At 44.4% G+C, this 21,967-nt stretch carries 25 protein-coding genes; all 25 read left to right on the plus strand.

Annotated features, from left to right (window positions below; all coding sequences use genetic code 11):
• Positions 1-8: 8 nt before the first annotated feature.
• Entirely contained in the window at positions 9-950 is a 942-nt protein-coding gene (locus tag QNO02_RS10995; protein ID WP_289392015.1) for a MotE family protein, read from the plus strand.
• Between the two features lie 38 nt (positions 951-988).
• A complete protein-coding gene (locus QNO02_RS11000; RefSeq protein WP_133384318.1) occupies positions 989-2,377 on the plus strand; it encodes a flagellar hook-length control protein FliK in 1,389 nt (462 codons plus the stop codon).
• A 19-nt stretch (positions 2,378-2,396) separates the two neighbouring features.
• Entirely contained in the window at positions 2,397-2,954 is a 558-nt protein-coding gene (locus QNO02_RS11005; protein ID WP_133384319.1) for a flagellar hook capping FlgD N-terminal domain-containing protein, read from the plus strand.
• Positions 2,951-3,334 carry a TIGR02530 family flagellar biosynthesis protein gene (locus tag QNO02_RS11010; protein WP_289392016.1) on the plus strand — a complete coding sequence of 128 codons (384 nt, stop codon included), beginning with the start codon at positions 2,951-2,953 and terminating at the stop codon, positions 3,332-3,334. The genes QNO02_RS11005 and QNO02_RS11010 overlap by 4 nt, the downstream gene beginning before the upstream one ends.
• 81 nt (positions 3,335-3,415) lie before the next feature.
• Positions 3,416-4,234 carry a flagellar basal body rod protein FlgG gene (gene flgG / locus QNO02_RS11015; protein ID WP_124114073.1) on the plus strand — a complete coding sequence of 273 codons (819 nt, stop codon included), beginning with the start codon at positions 3,416-3,418 and terminating at the stop codon, positions 4,232-4,234.
• Between the two features lie 68 nt (positions 4,235-4,302).
• Positions 4,303-4,524 (plus strand): flagellar FlbD family protein, encoded by a 222-nt coding sequence (locus QNO02_RS11020; protein ID WP_017689179.1) that lies wholly within the window; start codon positions 4,303-4,305, stop codon positions 4,522-4,524.
• Complete coding sequence (locus QNO02_RS11025) at positions 4,524-4,985, plus strand: flagellar basal body-associated FliL family protein (RefSeq protein ID WP_133384320.1); 462 nt, start codon at positions 4,524-4,526, stop codon at positions 4,983-4,985. The genes QNO02_RS11020 and QNO02_RS11025 overlap by 1 nt, the downstream gene beginning before the upstream one ends.
• 39 nt (positions 4,986-5,024) lie before the next feature.
• Complete coding sequence (gene fliM / locus QNO02_RS11030; protein WP_017689177.1) at positions 5,025-6,023, plus strand: flagellar motor switch protein FliM; 999 nt, start codon at positions 5,025-5,027, stop codon at positions 6,021-6,023.
• On the plus strand, positions 6,013-7,287 hold the full coding sequence (gene fliY / locus QNO02_RS11035; RefSeq protein WP_289392022.1) for a flagellar motor switch phosphatase FliY: 1,275 nt from the start codon (positions 6,013-6,015) through the stop codon (positions 7,285-7,287). The genes fliM and fliY overlap by 11 nt, the downstream gene beginning before the upstream one ends.
• Positions 7,288-7,315: 28 nt before the next feature.
• On the plus strand, positions 7,316-7,681 hold the full coding sequence (locus QNO02_RS11040) for a response regulator (RefSeq protein WP_017689175.1): 366 nt from the start codon (positions 7,316-7,318) through the stop codon (positions 7,679-7,681).
• Positions 7,682-7,692: 11 nt separating this feature from the next.
• On the plus strand, positions 7,693-8,229 hold the full coding sequence (locus QNO02_RS11045) for a flagellar biosynthetic protein FliO (RefSeq protein ID WP_091031892.1): 537 nt from the start codon (positions 7,693-7,695) through the stop codon (positions 8,227-8,229).
• Positions 8,226-8,981, plus strand: coding sequence for a flagellar type III secretion system pore protein FliP (fliP, locus tag QNO02_RS11050; RefSeq protein ID WP_091031890.1), 756 nt, complete (start codon positions 8,226-8,228; stop codon positions 8,979-8,981). Before QNO02_RS11045 ends, fliP begins: the two co-directional genes overlap by 4 nt.
• 25 nt (positions 8,982-9,006) lie before the next feature.
• Positions 9,007-9,276, plus strand: a complete 270-nt coding sequence (gene fliQ / locus QNO02_RS11055) for a flagellar biosynthesis protein FliQ (protein WP_047842485.1) — start codon at positions 9,007-9,009, stop codon at positions 9,274-9,276.
• Between the two features lie 10 nt (positions 9,277-9,286).
• Positions 9,287-10,075 (plus strand): flagellar biosynthetic protein FliR, encoded by a 789-nt coding sequence (fliR, locus tag QNO02_RS11060; RefSeq protein WP_017689171.1) that lies wholly within the window; start codon positions 9,287-9,289, stop codon positions 10,073-10,075.
• A 23-nt stretch (positions 10,076-10,098) separates the two neighbouring features.
• Positions 10,099-11,181, plus strand: coding sequence for a flagellar biosynthesis protein FlhB (flhB, locus tag QNO02_RS11065; RefSeq protein WP_289392025.1), 1,083 nt, complete (start codon positions 10,099-10,101; stop codon positions 11,179-11,181).
• Positions 11,182-11,206: 25 nt separating this feature from the next.
• Positions 11,207-13,240 carry a flagellar biosynthesis protein FlhA gene (flhA, locus tag QNO02_RS11070; protein ID WP_036670372.1) on the plus strand — a complete coding sequence of 678 codons (2,034 nt, stop codon included), beginning with the start codon at positions 11,207-11,209 and terminating at the stop codon, positions 13,238-13,240.
• Positions 13,237-14,589, plus strand: a complete 1,353-nt coding sequence (gene flhF / locus QNO02_RS11075; RefSeq protein ID WP_289392028.1) for a flagellar biosynthesis GTPase FlhF — start codon at positions 13,237-13,239, stop codon at positions 14,587-14,589. Before flhA ends, flhF begins: the two co-directional genes overlap by 4 nt.
• Complete coding sequence (locus tag QNO02_RS11080; protein ID WP_289392029.1) at positions 14,586-15,473, plus strand: MinD/ParA family protein; 888 nt, start codon at positions 14,586-14,588, stop codon at positions 15,471-15,473. Before flhF ends, QNO02_RS11080 begins: the two co-directional genes overlap by 4 nt.
• Positions 15,474-15,505: 32 nt before the next feature.
• Positions 15,506-16,948 carry a chemotaxis protein CheB gene (locus QNO02_RS11085; protein WP_289392030.1) on the plus strand — a complete coding sequence of 481 codons (1,443 nt, stop codon included), beginning with the start codon at positions 15,506-15,508 and terminating at the stop codon, positions 16,946-16,948.
• Between the two features lie 32 nt (positions 16,949-16,980).
• Positions 16,981-19,053 carry a chemotaxis protein CheA gene (locus QNO02_RS11090; protein WP_289392031.1) on the plus strand — a complete coding sequence of 691 codons (2,073 nt, stop codon included), beginning with the start codon at positions 16,981-16,983 and terminating at the stop codon, positions 19,051-19,053.
• Positions 19,054-19,094: 41 nt separating this feature from the next.
• On the plus strand, positions 19,095-19,556 hold the full coding sequence (locus tag QNO02_RS11095; RefSeq protein WP_091031877.1) for a chemotaxis protein CheW: 462 nt from the start codon (positions 19,095-19,097) through the stop codon (positions 19,554-19,556).
• Positions 19,557-19,566: 10 nt separating this feature from the next.
• Positions 19,567-20,187, plus strand: coding sequence for a chemotaxis protein CheC (locus QNO02_RS11100; RefSeq protein ID WP_091017763.1), 621 nt, complete (start codon positions 19,567-19,569; stop codon positions 20,185-20,187).
• Positions 20,180-20,677, plus strand: a complete 498-nt coding sequence (locus QNO02_RS11105) for a chemotaxis protein CheD (RefSeq protein WP_091031874.1) — start codon at positions 20,180-20,182, stop codon at positions 20,675-20,677. Before QNO02_RS11100 ends, QNO02_RS11105 begins: the two co-directional genes overlap by 8 nt.
• A 4-nt stretch (positions 20,678-20,681) precedes the next feature.
• Entirely contained in the window at positions 20,682-21,125 is a 444-nt protein-coding gene (locus QNO02_RS11110; RefSeq protein ID WP_076208888.1) for a hypothetical protein, read from the plus strand.
• A gap of 15 nt (positions 21,126-21,140) precedes the next feature.
• On the plus strand, positions 21,141-21,929 hold the full coding sequence (locus tag QNO02_RS11115) for a FliA/WhiG family RNA polymerase sigma factor (RefSeq protein ID WP_017689160.1): 789 nt from the start codon (positions 21,141-21,143) through the stop codon (positions 21,927-21,929).
• The last annotated feature ends 38 nt before the right edge of the window (positions 21,930-21,967 follow it).

Here is a 21,967-nt window from a genome sequence, read left to right on the forward strand (position 1 = left end):
AATGAACGATGGCTGTTAAAGATGATAGCGACATGGAAAAAGAGTCGGGAGGCGGTTGGGAAAAATTTCTCATGATTTCAATCCCGATTGTATTCACCGTAGTACTGCTAGGTGTACTACTTACGCTATTTAATGTAGATATTCGTAATAATTTGTTTGAATTCGCCAACAAGATACCGGTAGTCAAGGAATGGGTACCTGATCCTGTACTGGATCCGGAGAAGGAGAAGCTGGAGAAGAGTGAGCAGCAGGTTGAAAGTGCTGAAGCCACAATCGAAAAGCTGAAATCCCAGGTAACTGCCAAAGAAACAGAGCTCAAGGCAGCACAGGAAGCAACAACAACCGAAGCAAAGAAGGCAACGGACCTTCAGAAGAAGTTGGATGATGCGGAAAAAGCGGCTGAAACGGCTACAGCAGCAACGTCAGAGACGGAATCTGATTATCAAAAACAAATCAAAGATTTGGCTAAAATGTATGCTGACATGAGCCCAAGCAAAGCTGCACCTATTTTGCAAAATATGACGAATGAGGAAATGGTATTGTTGTTGAATGCCATGCAGTCATCTGCTCGGACCAAGGTGCTTGAAAAGATGGACCCGAAAACAGCAGCCGATGTGACTATGATGATGAAGGATGCCAAACCGTCCGGGGATCTGGCACTGGATGCGCTGCAATCCAGATTGAATAAAGAAACCGCGGCAACTTCAACTGCATCCACAACCACAAGCAAAAACCTGGATAAAAACCAGCTTAGTCAAACATTTGCTTCGATGTCTGCTTCAAGTGGTGCCAAGCTATTATTGGAAACATACAAGTTAAGTCCTGACAAAACATTGACCATCCTGAATTCAGTAGATGATGCAACACGCTCTCAATTGCTTGAGAACATGTCTTCAGAGGACTCGGTTGAAACTGCAAAAATTTTGAACAAATTAATGGGTAACAAGTAGATCTGATTCACTGTATAACCGAGAGGAGGTGAAAATAAATGTCGATTGTATATCAAATGGCATCCACAGCATCTGCAAAAGCAACGGGAACAGGTCAGACAACCGGAGCACAATCGAAAGGTTCAGCTGCAGGTGCTAGCGGTGAATTTCTCCAAACTCTTGCACAATCGCTATCTGGAGGAAACACAGAAGGTGATAGTTCAAGCGCTACTGGAAGTTTAACAGCCAATCCGCTGGTGTTTTCCTTTGCTACAAGTGAAGAAGGAGAAGCGACATCAATCACGGCTATACTGAATTCGTTGTTCACGGACTTGGATTCACTTGACGAAGCTTTGGAAAATGACCCAGCTCTACTTGCAGGTTTGCAAACTCTGATTCAACAGATGTATACACAATTAAGTAATCCTTCAGGTACTAATACAGAAGGTTCCGACGAATCTTCGACTGGAGCGGAAAGCGTAAAAACAGTACCCGCAATTGAACTGTCGCAGCATCCGGCAGCAGTACGTTTTGTTCTGCAAGATATGCTTACACAATTAGTAGCTGGAATGAATGATCCTGAGAGTAACGTTGCGAAGAACGCTCCTGAATTCAAACATTTGTTACAATCTCTGCAGAGTCAGCTTCAAGAGGCTGGAGTGGATACCACTAGTGACAAAGGATGGACTGAACTGAAATCCATACTGGATACATTGACTGCAGTTAAGGATCAGACTGCACAGGTAGCTCCAAGTGCTTCGCTTCAAACATCCAAACAGGATTCTGTTGTGCCACAAGTTCTTGTTGCGGCAGTCGCGAATTCTGGAACCCAGGTGAAAGCTGAGGCTGAGACCACATCTGCTTCAAATGCAGGTGGAGAAGTGGAACACTCAACCATCATTACTGCAGGAGAGTTGTCCTTGCGTTCATCAGGTACAACAGCAGGAAAACCGGCTGAACCTGTAATGCAAACATCACAGTTTGCCAAGGAAATGACACAGTTTGTTGTTAACAAGCTGGATATTGTCCAGCAAAAAGGATTTTCCGAGGCGACCATCTCACTTCGGCCTGAGCATCTAGGTAAGTTGGATGTTCAAATTACCTTGCAGAACGGGCAGTTGGTTGCACGGTTTATGACTGAGCATACGATGGCTAAAGACATGCTTGAACAACAAATGACGCAGCTGCGTTCTTCACTTCAAGCCCAGGGGATTCAGGTGGAACGACTTGAGGTTACTCAGAACAGTTCAATCGGATCACAGATGTATCAGGACGGAGGCCGTCAGCCGGGAAGTAACTCTCAACAACAACGCCGTTCGCGTGAGCGTGAGGAACAATCGGATGATGCTATAGCTACAGCAGGGATACAAGAAGAATTGCGTAACTGGCGTAGCGAGCAAGTCGAAGGAAACGAATTACAGAGAGATACATTTAGTGCTAAGGCTTAAGCAGAAATGAGGTGAGTAAATGGCTAATGAAAATGTTTCAATGAATAATACCTGGCCGAACTATTCGGCAGCTAATAAAGCAACCACAAGTGCTGCAACAAAAGAATTGGGTAAAGATCAGTTTCTAAAAATCCTGATTACCCAGCTGCAAAATCAAGACCCGATGCAGCCGATGGAGGATAAGGAATTTATCGCTCAAATGGCACAGTTCAGCTCAGTGGAACAACTGGTCAATATTTCTACGCAGCTTAAAACATTGAACCAGTCCCTTGGTGCTGTATCCGGTATGATTGGCATGGAGGTAAGTTGGCTTTCTTCTAATAAAGATGATAACGGAACTCTTCGTCAGGGTATTGTAGATTCCATCATTGTAAGAGATGGCGTTCAATACGCAAAAGTGGGCAACGACGAGATTAAGCTGGATGAAATCATTCAGGTGAATTATCCAAAACAGGCAGAAGAGAGTCAAACTCCGGTACAGAACGTTCAGGATGTAACCCCTGAAACGAACGAGAGCCAGGAAGTTGAATCATCCGCTGAAACGGGTGATACGGAAGATAGCGGGAAAACGATATGAATGATCGCATAACGGTTGGACAATTATACGCAGGCCCGATTACACCGAATATGCTTCAAAGACCCAAAACGGGAGAAGCTTCGGCTATACCCGAAAAACCTTTTGCAAAGGTGCTGGAAGATAACCTTCTGAAATTGAGCAATCATGCTGCCAAACGACTGGAACAGCGTGGTATTGAACTCAAAACCGAGCAAATGGAACAGATTGGTTCTGCTTTGGACAAAGCTGCTGCCAAAGGAGCCAAAGAGTCATTGATTTTAATGCAGGATATGGCTTTTATCGTCAATGTCAAAAATCGTACTGTGGTTACAGCTATGGATAGTGAGAGCATGAAGGATAATGTGTTCACTCAGATTGATAGTGCCGTAATCATTTCTTGACCGGCTGGCCCTTCTCGGGAGCCGGAATGCCGCTGACCGACTGATGCGGTAACCAAATGAAGACTGGGAGGATTTTTAAAAATGTTGAAATCAATGTACTCAGGCGTTTCCGGGATGCGGGGTTTCCAAACCAAACTCGACGTAATTGGTAACAATATTGCGAACGTAAACACGGTTGGCTTCAAAGGCAGTCGGGTTATGTTCAAAGATATTATGAGCCAAACTACGGCAGGGGTAACTGCCCCAACTGATGCTCCATCTGGTGGTGTGAATGCAAAGCAAATCGGTTTGGGTGTATCTGTGGGATCTATAGATACATTGCATCTTGCAGGAAGTCCTATGACAACAAACAATCCAACGGACTTGCGTATCAATGGTGACGGGTTCTTCTTAGTTTCCATGGGGGGAGATCAGGAAGTTCCATTTTTGACTCGCGCTGGGGATTTTCATGTAGATGCAGCTCGTAATCTGGTTACATCTGATGGCCTCTTCGTATTAGACAGTGAAGGGGAAGCAATCACTATTGGTGATGATGTTGTTTCATTCACAATCGGACAGAACGGTATGATTAATCAGACAATGGCTGATGGAACAATCGAAGGCGATACTCAAATTGGAATAGGGAAGGTAGTTAACCCTGAAGGATTGGAAAAAATAGGGGGTAACCTATACCGGATGACAGCTAACGCAAATCCTGACGGTACTCTTGATCCTTTAACAGCGAACAGTGCTGAGGACGGAACAGGAGCAATCATTGCTGGGCAGCTCGAGATGTCTAACGTGGATCTGACTGGAGAGTTTACTGAGATGATCGTAGCTCAACGTGGATTCCAGGCAAACTCCCGGATCATTACAACGTCGGATGAAATACTTCAGGAAGTTGTTAACCTGAAACGTTAATAACTGATTAATGAATTTTTAAAACGTGGGGGAGCTTGCTCCTCCCACTCTGATCAAGGGGGCTTAGCATGATTTCGGTTACGCGGTTAAATGGTTCTCCCATGTGGTTAAATGCGCTGATGGTTGAAATTGTGGAAGAGACGCCGGATACGTATATTACTCTGGTAACTGGAAAGAGACTGATTGTGCTTGAAAAAGCCGCTGACGTTATTTCCAAGATTAAAGATTACAACCGTGAAATCGGGGTTCAGGCAGCCACTATTAAAGTGCAGCAAACGGAGGAATCCTGATGAAAAAAATGATGCCTTGGCTTGCAACAATGTTGCTGGCAATAACACTCATTGTGGTGGTTGTGTTTGTATTTATGCAAGGACAGAACGGGAATAAGGACGACACACATACGGCGGCAGCTGCTGAAGAAAAAAAAATGACTGCGGATGAAATTGTAGAGGTATCGTCAGAGCTTGCACAGATTAAAACGAATCTGGCTGATCCGGATCGTATTATTATGGTTAGTTTTTCTTTCAAGTTATCTGACAAAACAGCCAAAGAAGATTTTGAAAAAATTAAAAGCATTACGGTGAAGCCCATTATTATTCAGGCACTTGCAGACACCAAGGCTGAGGAACTGAGTTCGGCAAAGGGCATGAAACAATTCAATGAGAAACTGACAGGTCTAATTAATGAGGCATTGCCTGAGCCGAAATTGAAAAGCACTAGTTTTTCAGACATTGTTATAGCACCAATGTAATGAACAGAACACGCTGTAGACCTGTAAGGGGGTGAGAACATGGTGGATGTATTATCACAAAATGAGATTGACGCCCTATTAGCAGCCCTTTCTTCTGGTGAAATGGACGCAGAAGAATTGAAGAAGGAAGAAACTCAGAAGAAAATCAGATCGTACGATTTTAAGCGGGCAGTGCGTTTTTCCAAAGACCATATCAGAAGCTTGACTCGTATTCACGAAAACTTTGCACGCTTTCTCACCACTTATTTTTCAGCCCAACTGCGGACGTTCGTTCAAATCAATGTCGTTCAGGTCGAACAGTTGCCTTATGATGAGTTTATCCGTTCTATTCCTAAGATGACGATATTGAACATTTTTGAAGCGGAGCCACTACAGGGACGAATGGTGATGGAAGTCCATCCAAACGTAGGATATGCGATGCTGGATCGCCTTCTTGGTGGAACCGGGAGTGCTCCAACAAAGATTGCATCCATGACGGAGATTGAAACGACCATCATGGAACGAATATTCAGCCGTGCATTTGAAAGTTTGCAAGAAGCATGGAAGACCGTGTTGGATATTACCCCAAGGATGGAAGCGCTCGAGACCAATCCGCAATTTATGCAGATTGTATCTCCCAATGAGACCATTGCTCTGATCTCGCTCAGTACCAAAATTGGTGACACGACAGGCATGATCAATCTATGTATACCGCATGTCGTTCTTGAACCTATTATGTCACGGTTGTCAACTCATCAGTGGTTTGTTTCGGAGAAGAAAACGAGAGCTCCGGAGGAGTATGATGCTCTAAAAGAGCGTGTGAACAAAGCCAAGTTACCAATCGTTGCGGAATTGGGAGAATCGAGAATTTCAATTGCAGAATTTCTGGGTCTGTCCGTTGGTGATGTCATTACGTTGAACAAACCAGTTGATGAGGGACTTTCCATTAAAGTGGGTGACAAACTGAAATACATGGGCAGTCCGGGGACAATCAAAGACCGTGTGGCTGTGCAAATAGACAAGATTGTCACCGAAGGAGTTGAAGAATTTGACGAGTAAGGATTATTTATCCCAAGAAGAAATCGATGCTTTGCTCAGGCAATCGGAATCGATAAACAGCTCGGAACCCGCTGAAAAGACGGTTGATGATTTTTTGACCGAGCTGGAGCAGGATGCCTTGGGGGAGATTGGTAACATTACATTTGGTAGCGCGGCAACAGCCTTGTCCACGCTATTAGGCCTCAAAGTAGATATTACAACACCTAAAGTTTCTATCATTAGTCGAACGCAGTTTGAAGAAGCTTTTCCTAAGCCACATGTTGCCGTTCATGTGAATTACGTGGATGGATTCGAAGGCATTAACTCACTTGTTATCAAGAAGAGAGATGCTCAAGTCATCGCTGATTTGATGCTGGGTGGCGAAGGAAATCCGGTCGATGAAGAACTGAATGAAATCCATATTAGTGCAGTACAGGAAGCGATGAACCAGATGATGGGTTCCTCTGCAACCTCAATGTCCACGATTTTTAATCGTTTTGTGAATATTTCCCCTCCGGGAATCGATATTCTCAATCTGGAGAGTGGAGAGGGTGTAAGTAATCTTCCTGCAGATGAGACCCTTATCCAAGTTTCATTTCGTTTGTTAATCGGGGATCTGATCGATTCCAATCTGATGCAGTTGCTTCCAGTACATTTTGCCAAAAACATGGTAGATATGCTGATTGGAGGCGCTCAGGAGTCTACTGCCAGCGCACCAGTGGCATCAACACCTGAACCTGCGCCAGCAGCTGTACCAGCAACGCCACCACCGGTTGCGGAGCAGCCGCCCGTTCAGCACCAACAGGCTCCACAGGCTCCACAACAGCCTGCTCAGGACTATAACGGATATGGACAGGTCCCGATGGGTATGCCTCAAGGAATGCCGCCACAGCAGCCGTATGGCATGCCACCGCAGCAACCTTATGGTGCACCTCAACATTACGGTGGAATGCCAAATAGGAATGTTAACGTACAGCCAGTTCAATTCGCCAATTTGCAAAATGGGGCGTATGGTCAGGTAGACGAAAACAATTTGAATTTATTGATGGACATTCCCCTTAAAGTCACCGTAGAATTAGGAAGGACCCAGAAGCAAATTAAAGATATTTTGGAACTGTCACAGGGTTCGATTGTCGAACTGGATAAGTTAGCCGGGGAACCTGTCGATATTTTGGTGAATAACAAACTGATCGCCAAGGGAGAAGTTGTCGTTATTGACGAAAACTTTGGTGTTCGTGTTATAGATATCGTTAGCCAATGGGACCGAATTCAGAAATTACAATAAGCACAATTTAGGGAGGACTTGAATCAAGATGGCAAACCGAATTTTAGTCGTAGACGACGCTGCATTTATGAGAATGATGATCCGGGACATTTTGTCCAAAAATGGATATGAGGTTGTTGGTGAGGCACAGGATGGCTCACAAGCAATTGAGAAATTTAAAGAGCTTCGTCCGGATCTGATCACAATGGATATTACGATGCCTGAGATGGATGGCATTGCAGCTTTGAAAGAAATCAAGAAGATTGATGCTAACGCTAAAGTAATTATGTGCTCCGCGATGGGTCAACAAGCGATGGTAATCGACGCTATTCAAGCAGGTGCTAAAGACTTTATCGTTAAACCTTTCCAATCTGACCGGGTTATTGAAGCGATCAGCAAGACACTGGGCGTTTAAGAGACATGATGATGGCTCAGGGTGATATTCCAGGAGGAGCTGGCGTGGGAAGTAATTATTATTTACAGCTTGTATGGGTGATTGTTGTCCTGGCCGTCATCCTGGCCCTTATTGTTTATCTGATCCGTTTTTTAAACAAACGGAATCAGCAAATGTTCCGGCACGGCACAATTCGTACCCTGGGCGGGGTCGGACTGGGGCAAAACAAGTCGCTGCAAATTATTGAAATTGGTGGAAGTGTATATCTGCTTGGTGTAGGTGAAGACATTCAGTTGGTAGATAAGGTTTCAGATCTGGAAGAGGCGCAAAGAATCATTGATTCCTTCGAACGAGATGCTGCTGCACAACAAGGAAATCTCTCACCTCTCATTGCCAAGCTCACAAAACGTTTCCGTAGAGAAGAACCGCCGCGGGAAATGGAACTGGAGGACACAACTTCTTTTCACGAAATGTTTGAATCCAAACTTCGGCAGATGCCTAACCGTAAAGAGAAGATGGAAAAGCTCCTGGATAAAGACAATACTACAGATCGGTCGAGGGATTCATGAAGAAAAAGATTTGGTTAGCGTGTTGTTTATTAGGACTTATCAGTCTGGCATCTGTAACGGTTGCCTTTGCCGAACCCATTCCGAATATTGATATTCAGATTGGAAACGGTGATGGAGGGACACCAAGCACGAGTTCACTGTCCATCATTCTGTTAATTACGGTGCTTAGTATTGCTCCAGCAATGCTTGTACTGATGACCAGTTTTACTCGGATTGTGATTGTGCTCGGTTTTATACGTACATCTCTGGGTACACAACAAATGCCACCCAATCAGGTGCTGGTCGGTTTGGCGCTATTTCTGACACTTTTCATTATGTCGCCGACGTTGTCTTCCATAAATCAGGTAGCGCTTCAGCCCTATCTTCAGGGAGACCTTACGCAAACCGAGGCACTTGAAAAAGCAGCGGATCCCATGAAGAAATTTATGTTTAGTCACACCAGAGAAAAAGATCTGTTGCTGTTTATGAAGTACAATCAGACTGAACAACCAAAGACCTATCAGGATATCCCAATTACTGTTATGGTGCCGGCATATGTAATCAGTGAGTTGAAGACAGCATTCCAGATGGGGTTTATGATTTTTATTCCGTTTCTGGTTATAGACATTGTTGTCGCGAGTACACTCATGGCAATGGGGATGATGATGCTTCCGCCGGTCATGATCTCATTACCTTTCAAAATACTTCTCTTTGTCCTTGTGGACGGGTGGTACCTGGTAGTCAAGTCACTGTTGCTGAGTTTTAACACTTGATCCGGAAAGTTAAAGGAGGACGGTCATGACTTCGGAATTTATTATCGGTCTGGCCGGGAAAGCGGTATACACGTCATTGCTGGCCAGTGCACCCATGCTTATACTAGCTCTGGTTGTAGGACTTGCAATCAGTATTTTTCAAGCGACAACTCAAATTCAGGAACAAACATTAGCTTTTGTGCCCAAGATTGTTGCCGTACTTCTGGCGGTGCTTTTGTTTGGACCTTGGATCTTAAATATCTTGGTCGATTTTACGTTTAACATTCTCGATAATCTATACAGATACATAGGGTAGGCTTTAGCAGATGGAGACATTGTTGCAAAGTTTCCCTGTCGCTCTGCTTATGTTTTGTCGAATCACATCATTTTTTGTAACTGCGCCGGTCTTTTCTGCTCGAAATGTGCCGACTTCAGTTAAAATTGGTATCTCTGCATTTGTCACATTGTCTGTCTATCTGATCTACGGAATAGACCAGACCGTACCCACAGACCTGAGTTATGTCTTATTGATCATCAGAGAGATTTTAATTGGCTTGCTTTTAGGTTTTGTGGCTTATCTGTTGATGACGGCTGTTCAGACTGCGGGGACCTTTATCGATCTACAGATCGGTTTTGGTATGGCCAATGTATACGATCCAATGACAGGTGCTTCAGCTCCACTTACGGGTAACTTGAAGTATGCATTTGCTATGCTTCTGTTTCTGACGATGAATGGTCACCATTATTTGCTGGATGCGATAGTTTACAGTTACCGGTGGGTACCATTATCTAATGTATTTTTCCTACGGTTGGCAGATGGAAGTATTGCTGAATTTTTGATTCAGACCTTAGGTCAATCATTTATGCTTGCTTTTCAGATGTCGGCTCCGATTGTAGTTGCGTTGTTTTTGACGGATGTTGGATTGGGTTTTTTGGCAAAAACGGCTCCTCAATTTAATGTTTTTGCAGTTGGGTTGCCGCTTAAGTTACTCGTTGGTCTTGCTATTTTGCTTTTGCTGGTTCCCAGTTTCTCCTTTGTATTTAGTCAATTGTTCGAAGCGATATTCAGATCGATGGAAAAATTGCTTGGAACCATTGGACAAAGGCCCGGCTGAGTGAAACGGAGGAAAAGACACGGATGAAACTTCAACTCGACCTCCAGTTGTTTTCAGGGGAGAAGACGGAGAAAGCTACCCCGAAAAAGAGACAGGATACACGAAAAAAAGGACAGGTTGTAAAAAGCGCTGAACTATCTGGCGCATCCATTCTCCTAATCGCGTTTTTGATCATGATGGTATTCAGCAATTTCTATAAAGAACGTATAGTTCGTCTGTTTACAGATATCTTCATCAATCGATTGAGTATGGAAATCACCGGAGAGAATGTGATGGCGCTTATGATGCGCTATGGCATTGAAGTTTTGTTATTGATCGCTCCCGTTTTGCTGGGTGCGTTACTGGTTGCTTTGATCGTTAACTACATGCAAGTTGGTTTTCTTCTTGTAGGGGAAGGTTTGAAGCCAAAACTTGAGAAACTGGACCCAATTAAAGGTTTCAAAAATATATTCTCTCTCCGCTCATTAGTGGAATTTGCTAAATCCATTTTGAAAATGTCGATTATCGGTTATCTCGTTTACAGTACAATTAAAGGCTACCAGTCAGATATTGCTTCACTTTCTCATTTTTCATTGGATGCTATTTTACATTTCGCTGCGTCGATCACTTTAAGTCTTGGCATCAAGATTGCAGTGGCATTAATGATACTTGCGATATTTGATTACATGTATCAAAAGTATGACCATGAGAAGAAGATACGTATGTCCAAGCAAGACATTAAAGATGAGTACAAGAAAATGGAAGGTGATCCGCTGATCAAAGGTAAAATCCGGGAACGCCAGCGTCGTATGGCTATGCAGCGCATGATGCAGGAAGTGCCGAATGCGGATGTGATCATCACGAACCCGACCCACTTTGCGGTTGCGCTAAAGTATGAAGGTTCCGAGATGGAGGCACCACAGATTATTGCCAAAGGTCAGGATTATGTCGCCTTGCGTATTAAGGAAATTGCCAAAGAAAACGGTGTTATTACGATGGAAAACAAGCCGTTAGCACGGGCATTGTTCCAGAGAGCCGAGATTGGTGACGCCATACCGGCCGATTTGTTTCAAGCGGTAGCCGAAGTGCTGGCTTATGTATATAAACTAAAGGGCAGAACGAAATAAAAGGGGATCGGAGGCCGTACATTCATTGAAGATTAAAGATATAGCTGTCCTTGCGGGTATCATTGGCATTGTGTTGATGATGATTCTTCCGATCCCAACCTGGCTGTTGGACTTGTTGCTGGTCGTCAATATTTCAATTGCACTGATGATACTCCTTGTTGCAATGAACAGCAAAGAAGCGTTGCAGTTTTCTATTTTTCCAGCTTTGCTGTTGATCACTACACTATTCCGACTGGCTCTGAACATATCGACTACCAAGCTAATTCTTGGTGAAGGGGATGCTGGAGCTGTAGTTGCTACCTTTGGTAGCTGGATTGCTGGAGGGCAAATTGCAATTGGATTTATCGTGTTTTTGATCCTCGTTGTTGTTCAGTTTATCGTTATTACAAAGGGGTCTGAGCGCGTAGCTGAAGTTGCTGCCCGATTCACCCTCGATGCGATGCCTGGTAAACAAATGAGTATTGATGCGGATCTGAATGCGGGTCTGATCAACGAGCAACAAGCTCGTGAGCGTCGTTCCAAAATTGAACGTGAAGCCGATTTCTATGGAGCGATGGATGGAGCAAGTAAATTCGTAAAAGGTGACGCAATTGCAAGTATTATCATTCTCCTGATCAATCTCATTGGTGGATTTATAATCGGTATGACTGTGCATGGGATGGCTTTTGCAGATGCAATGTCAACGTACTCTGTACTGACTATCGGAGATGGATTGGTAAGCCAAATCCCTGCTCTGCTTATTTCCACAGCAGCAGGACTTATCGTCACCAGAGCGTCATCAGAAGGAAACCTGGCAGATGATATTACGGGGCAACTGTTTACATATCCAATACTAATTTATATCGTAGCTTTCGTTATTGCCATGCTCGGTTTCTTCACACCAATTCATGTTATTACTACGCTTCCGTTGGCAGGTGTGTTGGCATATGCCGCGTGGCGTATGCAGAATAATCTGAATTTGAAACAAGTAGCGGAAGAACAGTTGGAAGAAGAACAGCAGATTGAAGAGGTTAGAAGTCCTGAAAGTGTAATTAACCTGCTTCAGGTGGACCCTATTGAGTTTGAATTTGGTTATGGTTTAATCCCGCTTGCTGATAATCAGCAGGGTGGGGACTTATTGGATCGGATCATTATGATTCGGAGGCAGTGTGCTCTTGAACTGGGGTTGGTCGTTCCGGTCATACGGATTCGAGATAATATCCAGCTCAGACCCAATGAGTATGTTATCAAAATCAAGGGTAATGTGGTAGGCGGCGGAGAACTGTTGTTGAATCATTACCTTGCCATGAGTCCTGGCTATGATGAGGAGTCTGTCACAGGTATTGAAACGACGGAGCCTGCTTTTGGACTTCCGGCACTATGGATTGATGAAGTAACCAAAGACAGAGCGGAACTTGCAGGATATACGGTCGTTGATCCACCTTCCGTTGTGGCTACACATCTGACGGAACTGATTAAGAAACATGCGCATGAGTTACTTGGAAGACAAGAGACAAAAGCACTTGTGGATAATCTCAGAGAGAACTATTCTGCCCTTGTGGATGAACTGATCCCTTCTCTACTTTCCATTGGTGATGTACAGAAAGTGCTTGCCAAGTTATTGCGTGAGAAAATATCTATTCGCGATATGGTGACCATCTTCGAGACACTGGCTGACTATGGTACGTATACGAAGGATCCTGATGTGCTGACTGAATACGTCAGACAATCCCTCTCACGTCAGATTACTCAGCAGTTCTCACAGAAAGGTGAGACACTTCGCGTGATCACGGTTGGACCTGGTCTTGAGAAGAAAATTGCTGAAAGTGTGCAACAATCGGATCAGGGCAGTTATCTTGCGCTAGACCCTGTATCTACACAAAGTGTATATCAGAAGCTGAGTGAACAAGTGAACCGTTTGATTCAATCAGGTCAGCAACCTGTTGTATTAACTTCTCCAACCATTCGGATGTATCTGCGTCAGGTTATTGAACGTACTATGCAGGACATCCCTGTGCTTTCCTACAGCGAGTTGGAGCCGAATGTTGAAATTCAAAGTATCGGGGTGGTGAACTTATGAGAGTAAAACAATACGTTGTTGAGACCATGCCCGAAGCTATGCTTCAAATTCGCAAAGACCTGGGAAGTGATGCCGTTATTCTGTCCACCAAAGAGATTAAGGTGGGCGGTGTGATGGGAATGTTCCGCAAAAAACGGATCGAAGTTGTAGCTGCAGTGGATAAGGAAGAAAATAAGCAAACAACAAAGCCAGTACAAAATCAATTCACACCTGTACCTCGTGCATTTGTACCTGAGGCTTATCGGCAAACAGCTCGTTCGTTTGTTGCGGCTTCTGATGAGTCGGCGACAACGAATATAGCTGATCAAAGTGTACAGGACCAATCTGCGGCTGCGTCGTCTGTGTTTGAATCGCGTAATATCGGTTCAAACATAGACAGCGGCTCAGGTTCTTCAAGCACGGATCATAAACCGCGACCGCAAGGGGCGGATTTTTCGGGTTCAACAACTGGTCCAATGCCAACAGGTTCAGACCTGCAGCAGGATAAGTTGATGACTGAATTACAGGATCTTAAACAGATGGTGACCAGACTTTCGAAGCAAGGTACTTCTGCGGACCCTGTGCCAGAGGAACTGCATATGATCCGAGAACGTTTGACAGAACAAGATGTCTGGCCGGAAGTATGGGAATCCTGGTTTGATTCAATTCAAGCAAAATGGTCTGAGGGTGGATTGAAAGAACAGGATGTAGAACAAGTAGTGAAGCTTGAGGTCATGCACTTTTTGGAGCAACGTATTGAAGAAGGCATTCTTCCTACCACGCGAATCGTCTATGTAGCTGGACCAACCGGTGTAGGGAAAACCACGACAATTGCAAAATTGGCTGCTGAACAAATGTTCAAAAAACAGCGTAAAGTTGGATTCATTACATCAGACACGTATCGGATCTCGGCGGTAGAACAGCTTAGAACATATGCTTCTATACTGAATGTTCCACTTGAGGTGGTACAATCGCCCGGTGATACACAACGTGCCATTTCTCGATTAGAGAATTGTGACTTGATCTTTATGGATACAGCGGGTAGAAACTACAGAAATGAATTACTTGTTTCGGAACTGCAAAGTTTGCTTGCTCCTGTAGAGAATAGCGAAACTTTTCTGGTCATGAGTATGACTTCCAAAAGTGCTGATATGGTTCAGATCACGGAACATTTCAGTAAATATGGTCTGGATAAGGTGATTTTCACCAAAATGGATGAGACTGGGAGCTGCGGTCCGCTATTTAACTTGTTACACCGTTTTCCACTCAAGCTCGCATATGTGGCAAATGGACAAAATGTTCCGGACGATTTGTTGAAACCAGATGCAGATTCGTTATCTAAACAGTTGCTGGGAGAATGGTCACAATGAAGGATCAGGCAGCTGCACTTCGAAGTATGGTCTCCGCGCCATTGGAATTGGAAGGCATTGAGCGAGATATTCGATCCTCAAAAATCATTACTGTGGCCAGTGGTAAGGGAGGTGTTGGTAAATCCAATTTTACACTGAACTTTGCCTTGGCATTGCAGGCTTTGGGGCAAAAGGTACTTGTATTTGATGCTGATATTGGAATGGCTAATATTGATGTTCTTATGGGTACGTCTTCTTCCTATAATCTTTACCACCTGTTGTACCGACAAAAATCCATAAGGGAAATCATACAACTGGGTGCCAGTGGCTTGCCTTACATTGCTGGAGGATCGGGCATGAAAGAGTTGTTCTCATTGTCTGATCGTGATCTGGAGTTTTTCGCCAGTCAAGTCGAGGATATTGCCCAGGAAATGGATTATGTCATCTTTGACACTGGGGCAGGACTCTCCAGAGAGAATATGAAGTTCATCGGTGCTGCCGATGAATGCCTGATTATAACCACACCTGAACCGACTTCAATAACCGATGCTTATGCTTTAGTCAAAGTTATGCACGGCCAGGAAAATGCTACACCCTTTCGGATGATCGTTAACCGGGTGGAAGACGAACGAGAAGCGGAACGGGTGGCAGAAAAAATAGCTGGAGTGGCGAGGCGGTTTTTGCAGACGGATATTCCGCTGCTTGGGTATATTTCAGAAGACGCCCAGGTAGTCAAAGCGGTTAAAAGGCAAATGCCCTATAGTCTGGCGTATCCCAATGCCAAAGCCTCCAAAGATATAGAGAAACTTGCTCTTCGTTATCTGGCTGTACCTGCAACTCCGAGATCCGGAACCTTGACAGGAATCAGGGGATTTATGAATAAGTGGCTTAAACGGACAACATGATTTCTGAATAAAGGAAACAGGGGTGACACAACATGGCGGCGTATCAAGTATTGGTTGTCGATGATTCCGCTTTTATGCGTAAGATTGTTACGGATTTGATCCAAGCGGATCCGGAATTCAAGGTTACGGCAACGGCATCAAACGGTAGAGAAGCGATTCAAAAATCACTAGAATTGAAACCCGATATTATTACAATGGACGTTGAGATGCCCGAAATGAATGGGTTGGATGCATTAAAATCAATTATGAAGGAATCCTTCGTTCCTGTGATTATGCTCTCTGGTATCAATGAACAAGGCATGAAAGAAACCATTATGGCGCTTGAAGCTGGGGCATTTGACTTCATTCGCAAACCATCTATTTCACATGACCAGGATATTGCTCAAGTCGGTAAAGCCTTGGTTGAGCGCATGCGTGCTGCGATGAATGAGATCAAAAGAAAAGCTGATCGTGAGTTATCCATGAAAAATAGAGACATGCTGCGAGGAGTAGTTGCTCCCCCAACTCAGCCAGTGCAGAAAGAAATGCCGGTCAGGGATCCAGCGGAGCCTGTGAAAAAAACAATCGAACCTGTCCAAACGAGTCAACGCTCTCTTCGGGAGCGGACTGAAGCCTTTCAGGCCAAATCAAAGAAAGCAATTGAACCATTGTCAACTTCAAAACCAGGTCGCGTAGAGAACAAACCAGAGCCTTTGCCAAAGGCTGAGCGTAATTTGGGGACGAAGGCAGAAAAAGCAGTGAGGTCAGCTAATCCAGTACAGACTCCAAAGGAAGTTCGACTACCTAATGCAGCTAGAGTGGCAGCTGATCAAATAGCGGCAACCTCTGCCTCTGCAAAAGCCAAGGATGTAATCAAGCCTAATCCTGTTCCCAAAGGTGGAGGGGGGCTGGAAGGACCATTCAACAAACTTGTGGCAATAGGTTGTTCTACGGGTGGACCGAGGGCTCTCAAGACATTGCTTGAGCAGTTGCCTGCTGATTTGCCTGCACCGGTCATTATTGTGCAGCATATGCCGCCCAATTTTACCCGTTCTCTGGCTCAACGATTGAATACATTCAGTCCACTGCATGTGGTTGAAGCTGAAGAGGGCATGGTTCTGAAAAAAGGAACCGCCTATATAGCACCCGGCGGATTCCATGTGAAAGTTAACAAAACAGCAGACGGGAAGTTTATTGTGAAGCTGACTGAAGATCAACCAGTGAATGGACATAGACCTTCAGTGGATACGATGTTTGAGTCACTTCTGCCGTTTACATCTTTACAAAGACATCTTGTTTTGCTAACGGGAATGGGAAGTGATGGAGCACGTATGATGAAGAGATTATACGAAGCTGGAGTTACATCAACCTTTGCCGAGAATGAAGAAACATGTGTTGTATATGGTATGCCGCGTTCTGCTGTAGAGCTGCAATGCGTTCGTCATCTTCTGCCATTGCAGGAGATTGCTTCTAAACTTGTTCAAGCAGTGAAATAACGGAGTGTAACTCACGGAGGAGGTGCCTCACAATGGACATGAACCAATATTTATCCATGTTTATTGATGAGTCTAATGATCATCTGCAATCGCTTAACGAAAACATGCTTCAACTTGAAGGCAATCCGGAAGACCTGGGCATAGTTCAGGTTATATTCCGCTCGGCTCATACCTTGAAGGGTATGGCAGCAACTATGGGCTTTGAAGATTTGGCATCACTGACACATAAAATGGAAAATGTGTTGGATCTGGTTCGTAATGAGAAGTTGAAAATGCAGGATTACATTTTTGATACCATGTTCAAGAGTCTGGACGCTTTGGAAACCATGGTTCAGGATATTACCGAAGGTGGACAAGGTAAAGCAGATGTGTCGTCAATCGTAGCTTCACTTCAAGCCATTGAAAATGGTGAAATGACAAACGGAAATGGACTTGCTACAGAAACAAACAAGCCGGCTAACGCTTCAATCTCTTCGGCTGTGGAGCTGGATGAATTCCAATATTCAGTGCTGGATCAGTCGATCGCCGAAGGTCATCGTGTGTTCTACGTGGATGTGCTTGTTAGCGAGCATAGCCAGTTAAAAGGTGTACGGGCTTATATGGTCTTTGATATGCTGGAACGTTCAGGTGAAGTCGTTAAGGCTTACCCATCTGTCCAGGATATTGAGCAGGAGAAGTTTGAGCGCAGTTTCTCGTTGTATTACATAACAACTAAAGAGGCGCACGAACTGGAAGAAGGCATCATGAGTATCTCTGAAATTGAAAGTGCGAAGCTCATTCAACTGGATCAGGAGACTCTTCAGCAGATGGCCAATCAGGTAGCAGCTACAGTTGAAGCGCCACCCGTACCAACAGCTGTAGCTGAGGTTGCTTCGCCGGATAAGAATTCTGTACCCAAAGAAGAAACCACAACGGCACAAGCTAAAACTGCTGCACCGAAGCAAGCTGCTGCACCTTCACGTACCATTCGTGTGGATATTGAACGTCTCGACGTATTGATGAACCTGTTCAGTGAATTGTTGATTGACCGTTCACGTCTGGAGCAACTGGCCAGTGAAACAGGCAACAATGATTTATCCGATACAGTAGCTCATTTAAGTCGAGTTAGCACAGATTTGCAAAATATTGTACTGAAATTGCGGATGGTTCCGGTAGATACCGTATTCAATCGATTCCCGCGCATGATCCGTGATCTGGCTAAGACACTTGATAAAAAAATAGATCTGGTGATTACAGGTGCTGAGACGGAACTGGATCGTACGGTAATTGATGAGATTGGTGATCCGCTTGTGCATTTACTGCGTAACGCGGTTGACCATGGTGTGGAATCCATTGCAGAGCGTGTAGCTGCAGGTAAACCAGAGATGGGTATAGTAAACCTGCGTGCCTTCCACAGTGGAAATCACGTATTTATCGAGATTGAAGATGATGGTAAAGGTATCTATCGCGACAAGCTTTTGAAAACCGCGATCAAACGTGGTGTTGTAACCGAAGAACAAGGTGCCAAGATGAGTGACGATGAAGTGAATCAACTGTTGTTCGCACCTGGTTTTAGTACTGCCGATATTATCTCGGATATCTCTGGCCGGGGCGTTGGCTTGGATGTAGTAAAATCGAAGATCACTTCGCTTGGCGGTAATGTAACGATTCATTCAACTCCAGGCAAAGGCACAAACTTCTCTGTTCAGCTTCCGTTGACTCTATCCATTATTGCTGCAATGCTTGTACGACTTGGTTCAGAGAAATACGCTGTTCCGTTGTCCTCCATTGTAGAGACGGCCATTGTACAACGTGAGCAAGTTCGTAATATTCACGGCAATAAAATGATCACGTTCCGTGAGTCACTGATTCCGTATTTGTCCTTGAGCGAAGTATTTTCGGTACCGGATTTCAATGACGCTGATGAGCAAGAAACAGAAATAGTCGTGATTCGCAAAGGCGACCGTCTTGCAGCCGTAGCTGTTGAAGAATTTATTGGACAAAGTGAGATTGTTCTCAAATCAATGGGAACCTATCTTCCTGCTATTGAAGGAATCTCTGGAGCAACCATTCTCGGAGATGGACAAGTAGCCCTGATTCTTGATCCTAATGCATTTATTAAATAAGCATTGAGCTAAGTCTTACATTTAATAGGGAGGTTTTTTACATGGAAGAAGAGTTGAAAGTCATCGTCTTTAAATTGGGTACCGAAGAGTATGGTATTGAGGTAGATAAGGTTCAGACGATTGAGCGTATGATGCCAATTACACGTGTTCCCAAGACACTTTCCTTTGTAAAAGGAGTTATTAATCTACGTGGTGTTGTAATTCCGGTCATTGATCTACGCGGTCGTTTCTCCCTTCCGGAAACGGAATACACGGATCAGACTCGTATTGTTATCGTAGGTGTAGACGACATGCAAGTTGGTTTTATCGTTGATTCAGCCAATGATGTTATTGATATCAAGAGCAGTGCAATCGATAGCCCACCAGAAGTGGTTGGTGGCGTCAAAGCGAGATACCTGCGAGGTGTTGCTAAATTGGAGGATTCACGCTTGTTGATTATGCTCAACCTAAACGAAGTATTAAATAAAAGCGAGATTGTACAGCTGGAAAGTGTTGAGGGCTAGTACCGTGGAGATGTTCAACCGATTTGAGGTATTCCAGATGGATGTGCTCAAAGAGGTCGGTAACATTGGAGCAGGCAACGCCGCAACGGCGTTGTCTCAACTCCTCAACAGACCGATTGACATGGGTGTACCTACAGTACAAATGCTCCCTTTTGAAGAAGTTGCCGAAAAAGTGGGCGGAGATGAACGCATCGTGGTTACCGTGTTTCTTCGTGTAGAAGGCGAAGCACCGGGAAATCTTTTCTTTATGATGACACCAGAGGCTGCTAAAATGTTGTTGAATAGACTTGCCGGGTTTGATCTGAAAGAAGGACTCGATTTTACAGATATGGAACAATCAGCACTTTCCGAAATTGGAAATATTTTGGCTGGATCCTATCTTTCTTCTTTGGCAGATTTCACGAAGTTGTCTATGTATCCAACTGTTCCTGGACTTGCCATCGACATGGCGGGTGCCATTCTAAGTTATGGCTTGCTGCAATTTGGCGAGATGGGTGACGCTGCATTGTTAATTGACACATCTTTCTTTGAAGGTGAAGATCAAGTTGAGGGTCAGTTTTTCCTCATTCCGGATCCACCATCTTTTGCAAAGATATTTGAATCGCTAGGGGTGCCACTGAGCCATGATTGAGGACAAAAGCGTCGTTAAAGTCGGTATGGCGGATTTAAACATCGCTCATCTTCCTGGTGTAATCCGTACGACTGGCTTGGGTTCGTGTGTGGGATTAACAATGTATGACCCACATTTGAAACTGGCTGGAATGGCGCATGTCATGCTTCCTACTTCAGAGATCGCCCGTGAAGGGAAACTGAACACTGCGAAATATGCGGATACGGCGTTGCCTGAACTTTTGGAAAAGATGATTAAACTAGGCGCTTCTCGCTCACGTATTGTGTCTAAAATGGCCGGAGGCTCTCAGATGTTTGCTTTTGCTGGTGCTGGAGATACAATGCGCATTGGACCAAGGAATGCAGATTCTTGTCGAGAGTGGCTTCAAAAACTCAATATCCCTCTTCTAGCAGAAGATACGGGTGGGAATTATGGACGAACGATTGAGATGGACTGTGAAACTGGACTTTTGACTATTCGAAGTGTACAAATGGGTGTAAAGGAACTATAAGACTATGATAGGAAACTACCGCATTAATCTTGGAGCAGGCATCGTTGGGTTTATTCTTACTTTTTTTGTAGCATACAGCAGCAATGTGCTGATGACCAGTTTAATTCGCGGATTGATCGGATTCGTAGCCTGGTTTGTCCTTGCATATGGTTTACGCTGGGGATTGGGATTGCTGCTGAACCCTCAGATCGAGGGAAATGGGTATGGTTATGATTCACCAAATGCTCAAGATCAAAGAGGTTCACAGGTGGACATTAAAATCGAAGACGATGGACAAGAGCTGAATGATTTGCTCAAGAGTGGACAGAACGCTTCATCTGGGGACGATCTTCCGCCATCTGAGACGAAAGCTCCAACGGGATTCGCCCCTTTGGATCCGCCTAAACTTGTCCGGACCAAGGATCCGGAGGAATTGGCGCAGGCCGTTCGTCACCTGACAGACAAATAAGGAGGGTGAAAGCAATTGAACGAGCGTAAAGCTTCACATTTGAACCATTCTGATCTGTGGGAAAAGTGGAAAGAACATGGAGATCTTGAAGCCAAGAAAACTTTGATTGAAAAGTATCTTCATATTGTAAATTATGTATCCGGTCGACTGGCTGTTGGTTTGCCCAAAAATGTTCCCAAGGATGACTTGGAGAGCAATGGCGTTATGGGGTTAATTGATGCATTGGAGAAGTTCGACTATGAACGTGGTCTGCAATTTGAAACTTATGCATCATGGAGGGTCCGCGGAGCCATTCTTGACGGTCTGCGTCAAGGTGATTGGGTTCCGCGTTCTGTCAGGGAGAAGGCCAAGCGAATTGAAGACGCCTACCAACAGTTGGAACAAAGTTATCTCAGGTCTGTTAGTGATGAGGAAATGAGCGAGTACTTGGACGTATCCACTAAAGATTTTCAACATATGCTTCAGGAAGTGGCAGTCATGTCACTTTGCTCGCTGGAGGACCCAATTCGTGAGGAAGAGTCTGAGACTCGTCTGTCTTTGATGGTGGATGAGAAAGCCAAAAATCCAGATTATAAAGTGAATGAGTTTTATTTGAAGGAAGCTTTGGTGCAAGGGCTTGACAAGTTGACGGTAAAAGAGAGAACGGTTGTTTCACTCTTGTATTACGAAGATCTTTCTCTTAGTGAAATTGCTGAGGTTATGTCTCTTTCTCCGTCTCGTATATCCCAATTACATTCCAAGGCAATATTACGATTACGCGGCACGTTGGACAAACAGAAAGATTTGTTGATGCGTAAAGATTAATAAAGAGAAGTAATATCATTGGAGTTTGGGGAGTGGAA

Origin of the sequence: Paenibacillus sp. PK1-4R, assembly GCF_030369595.1 — a bacterium.
Classification (GTDB): domain Bacteria; phylum Bacillota; class Bacilli; order Paenibacillales; family Paenibacillaceae; genus Paenibacillus.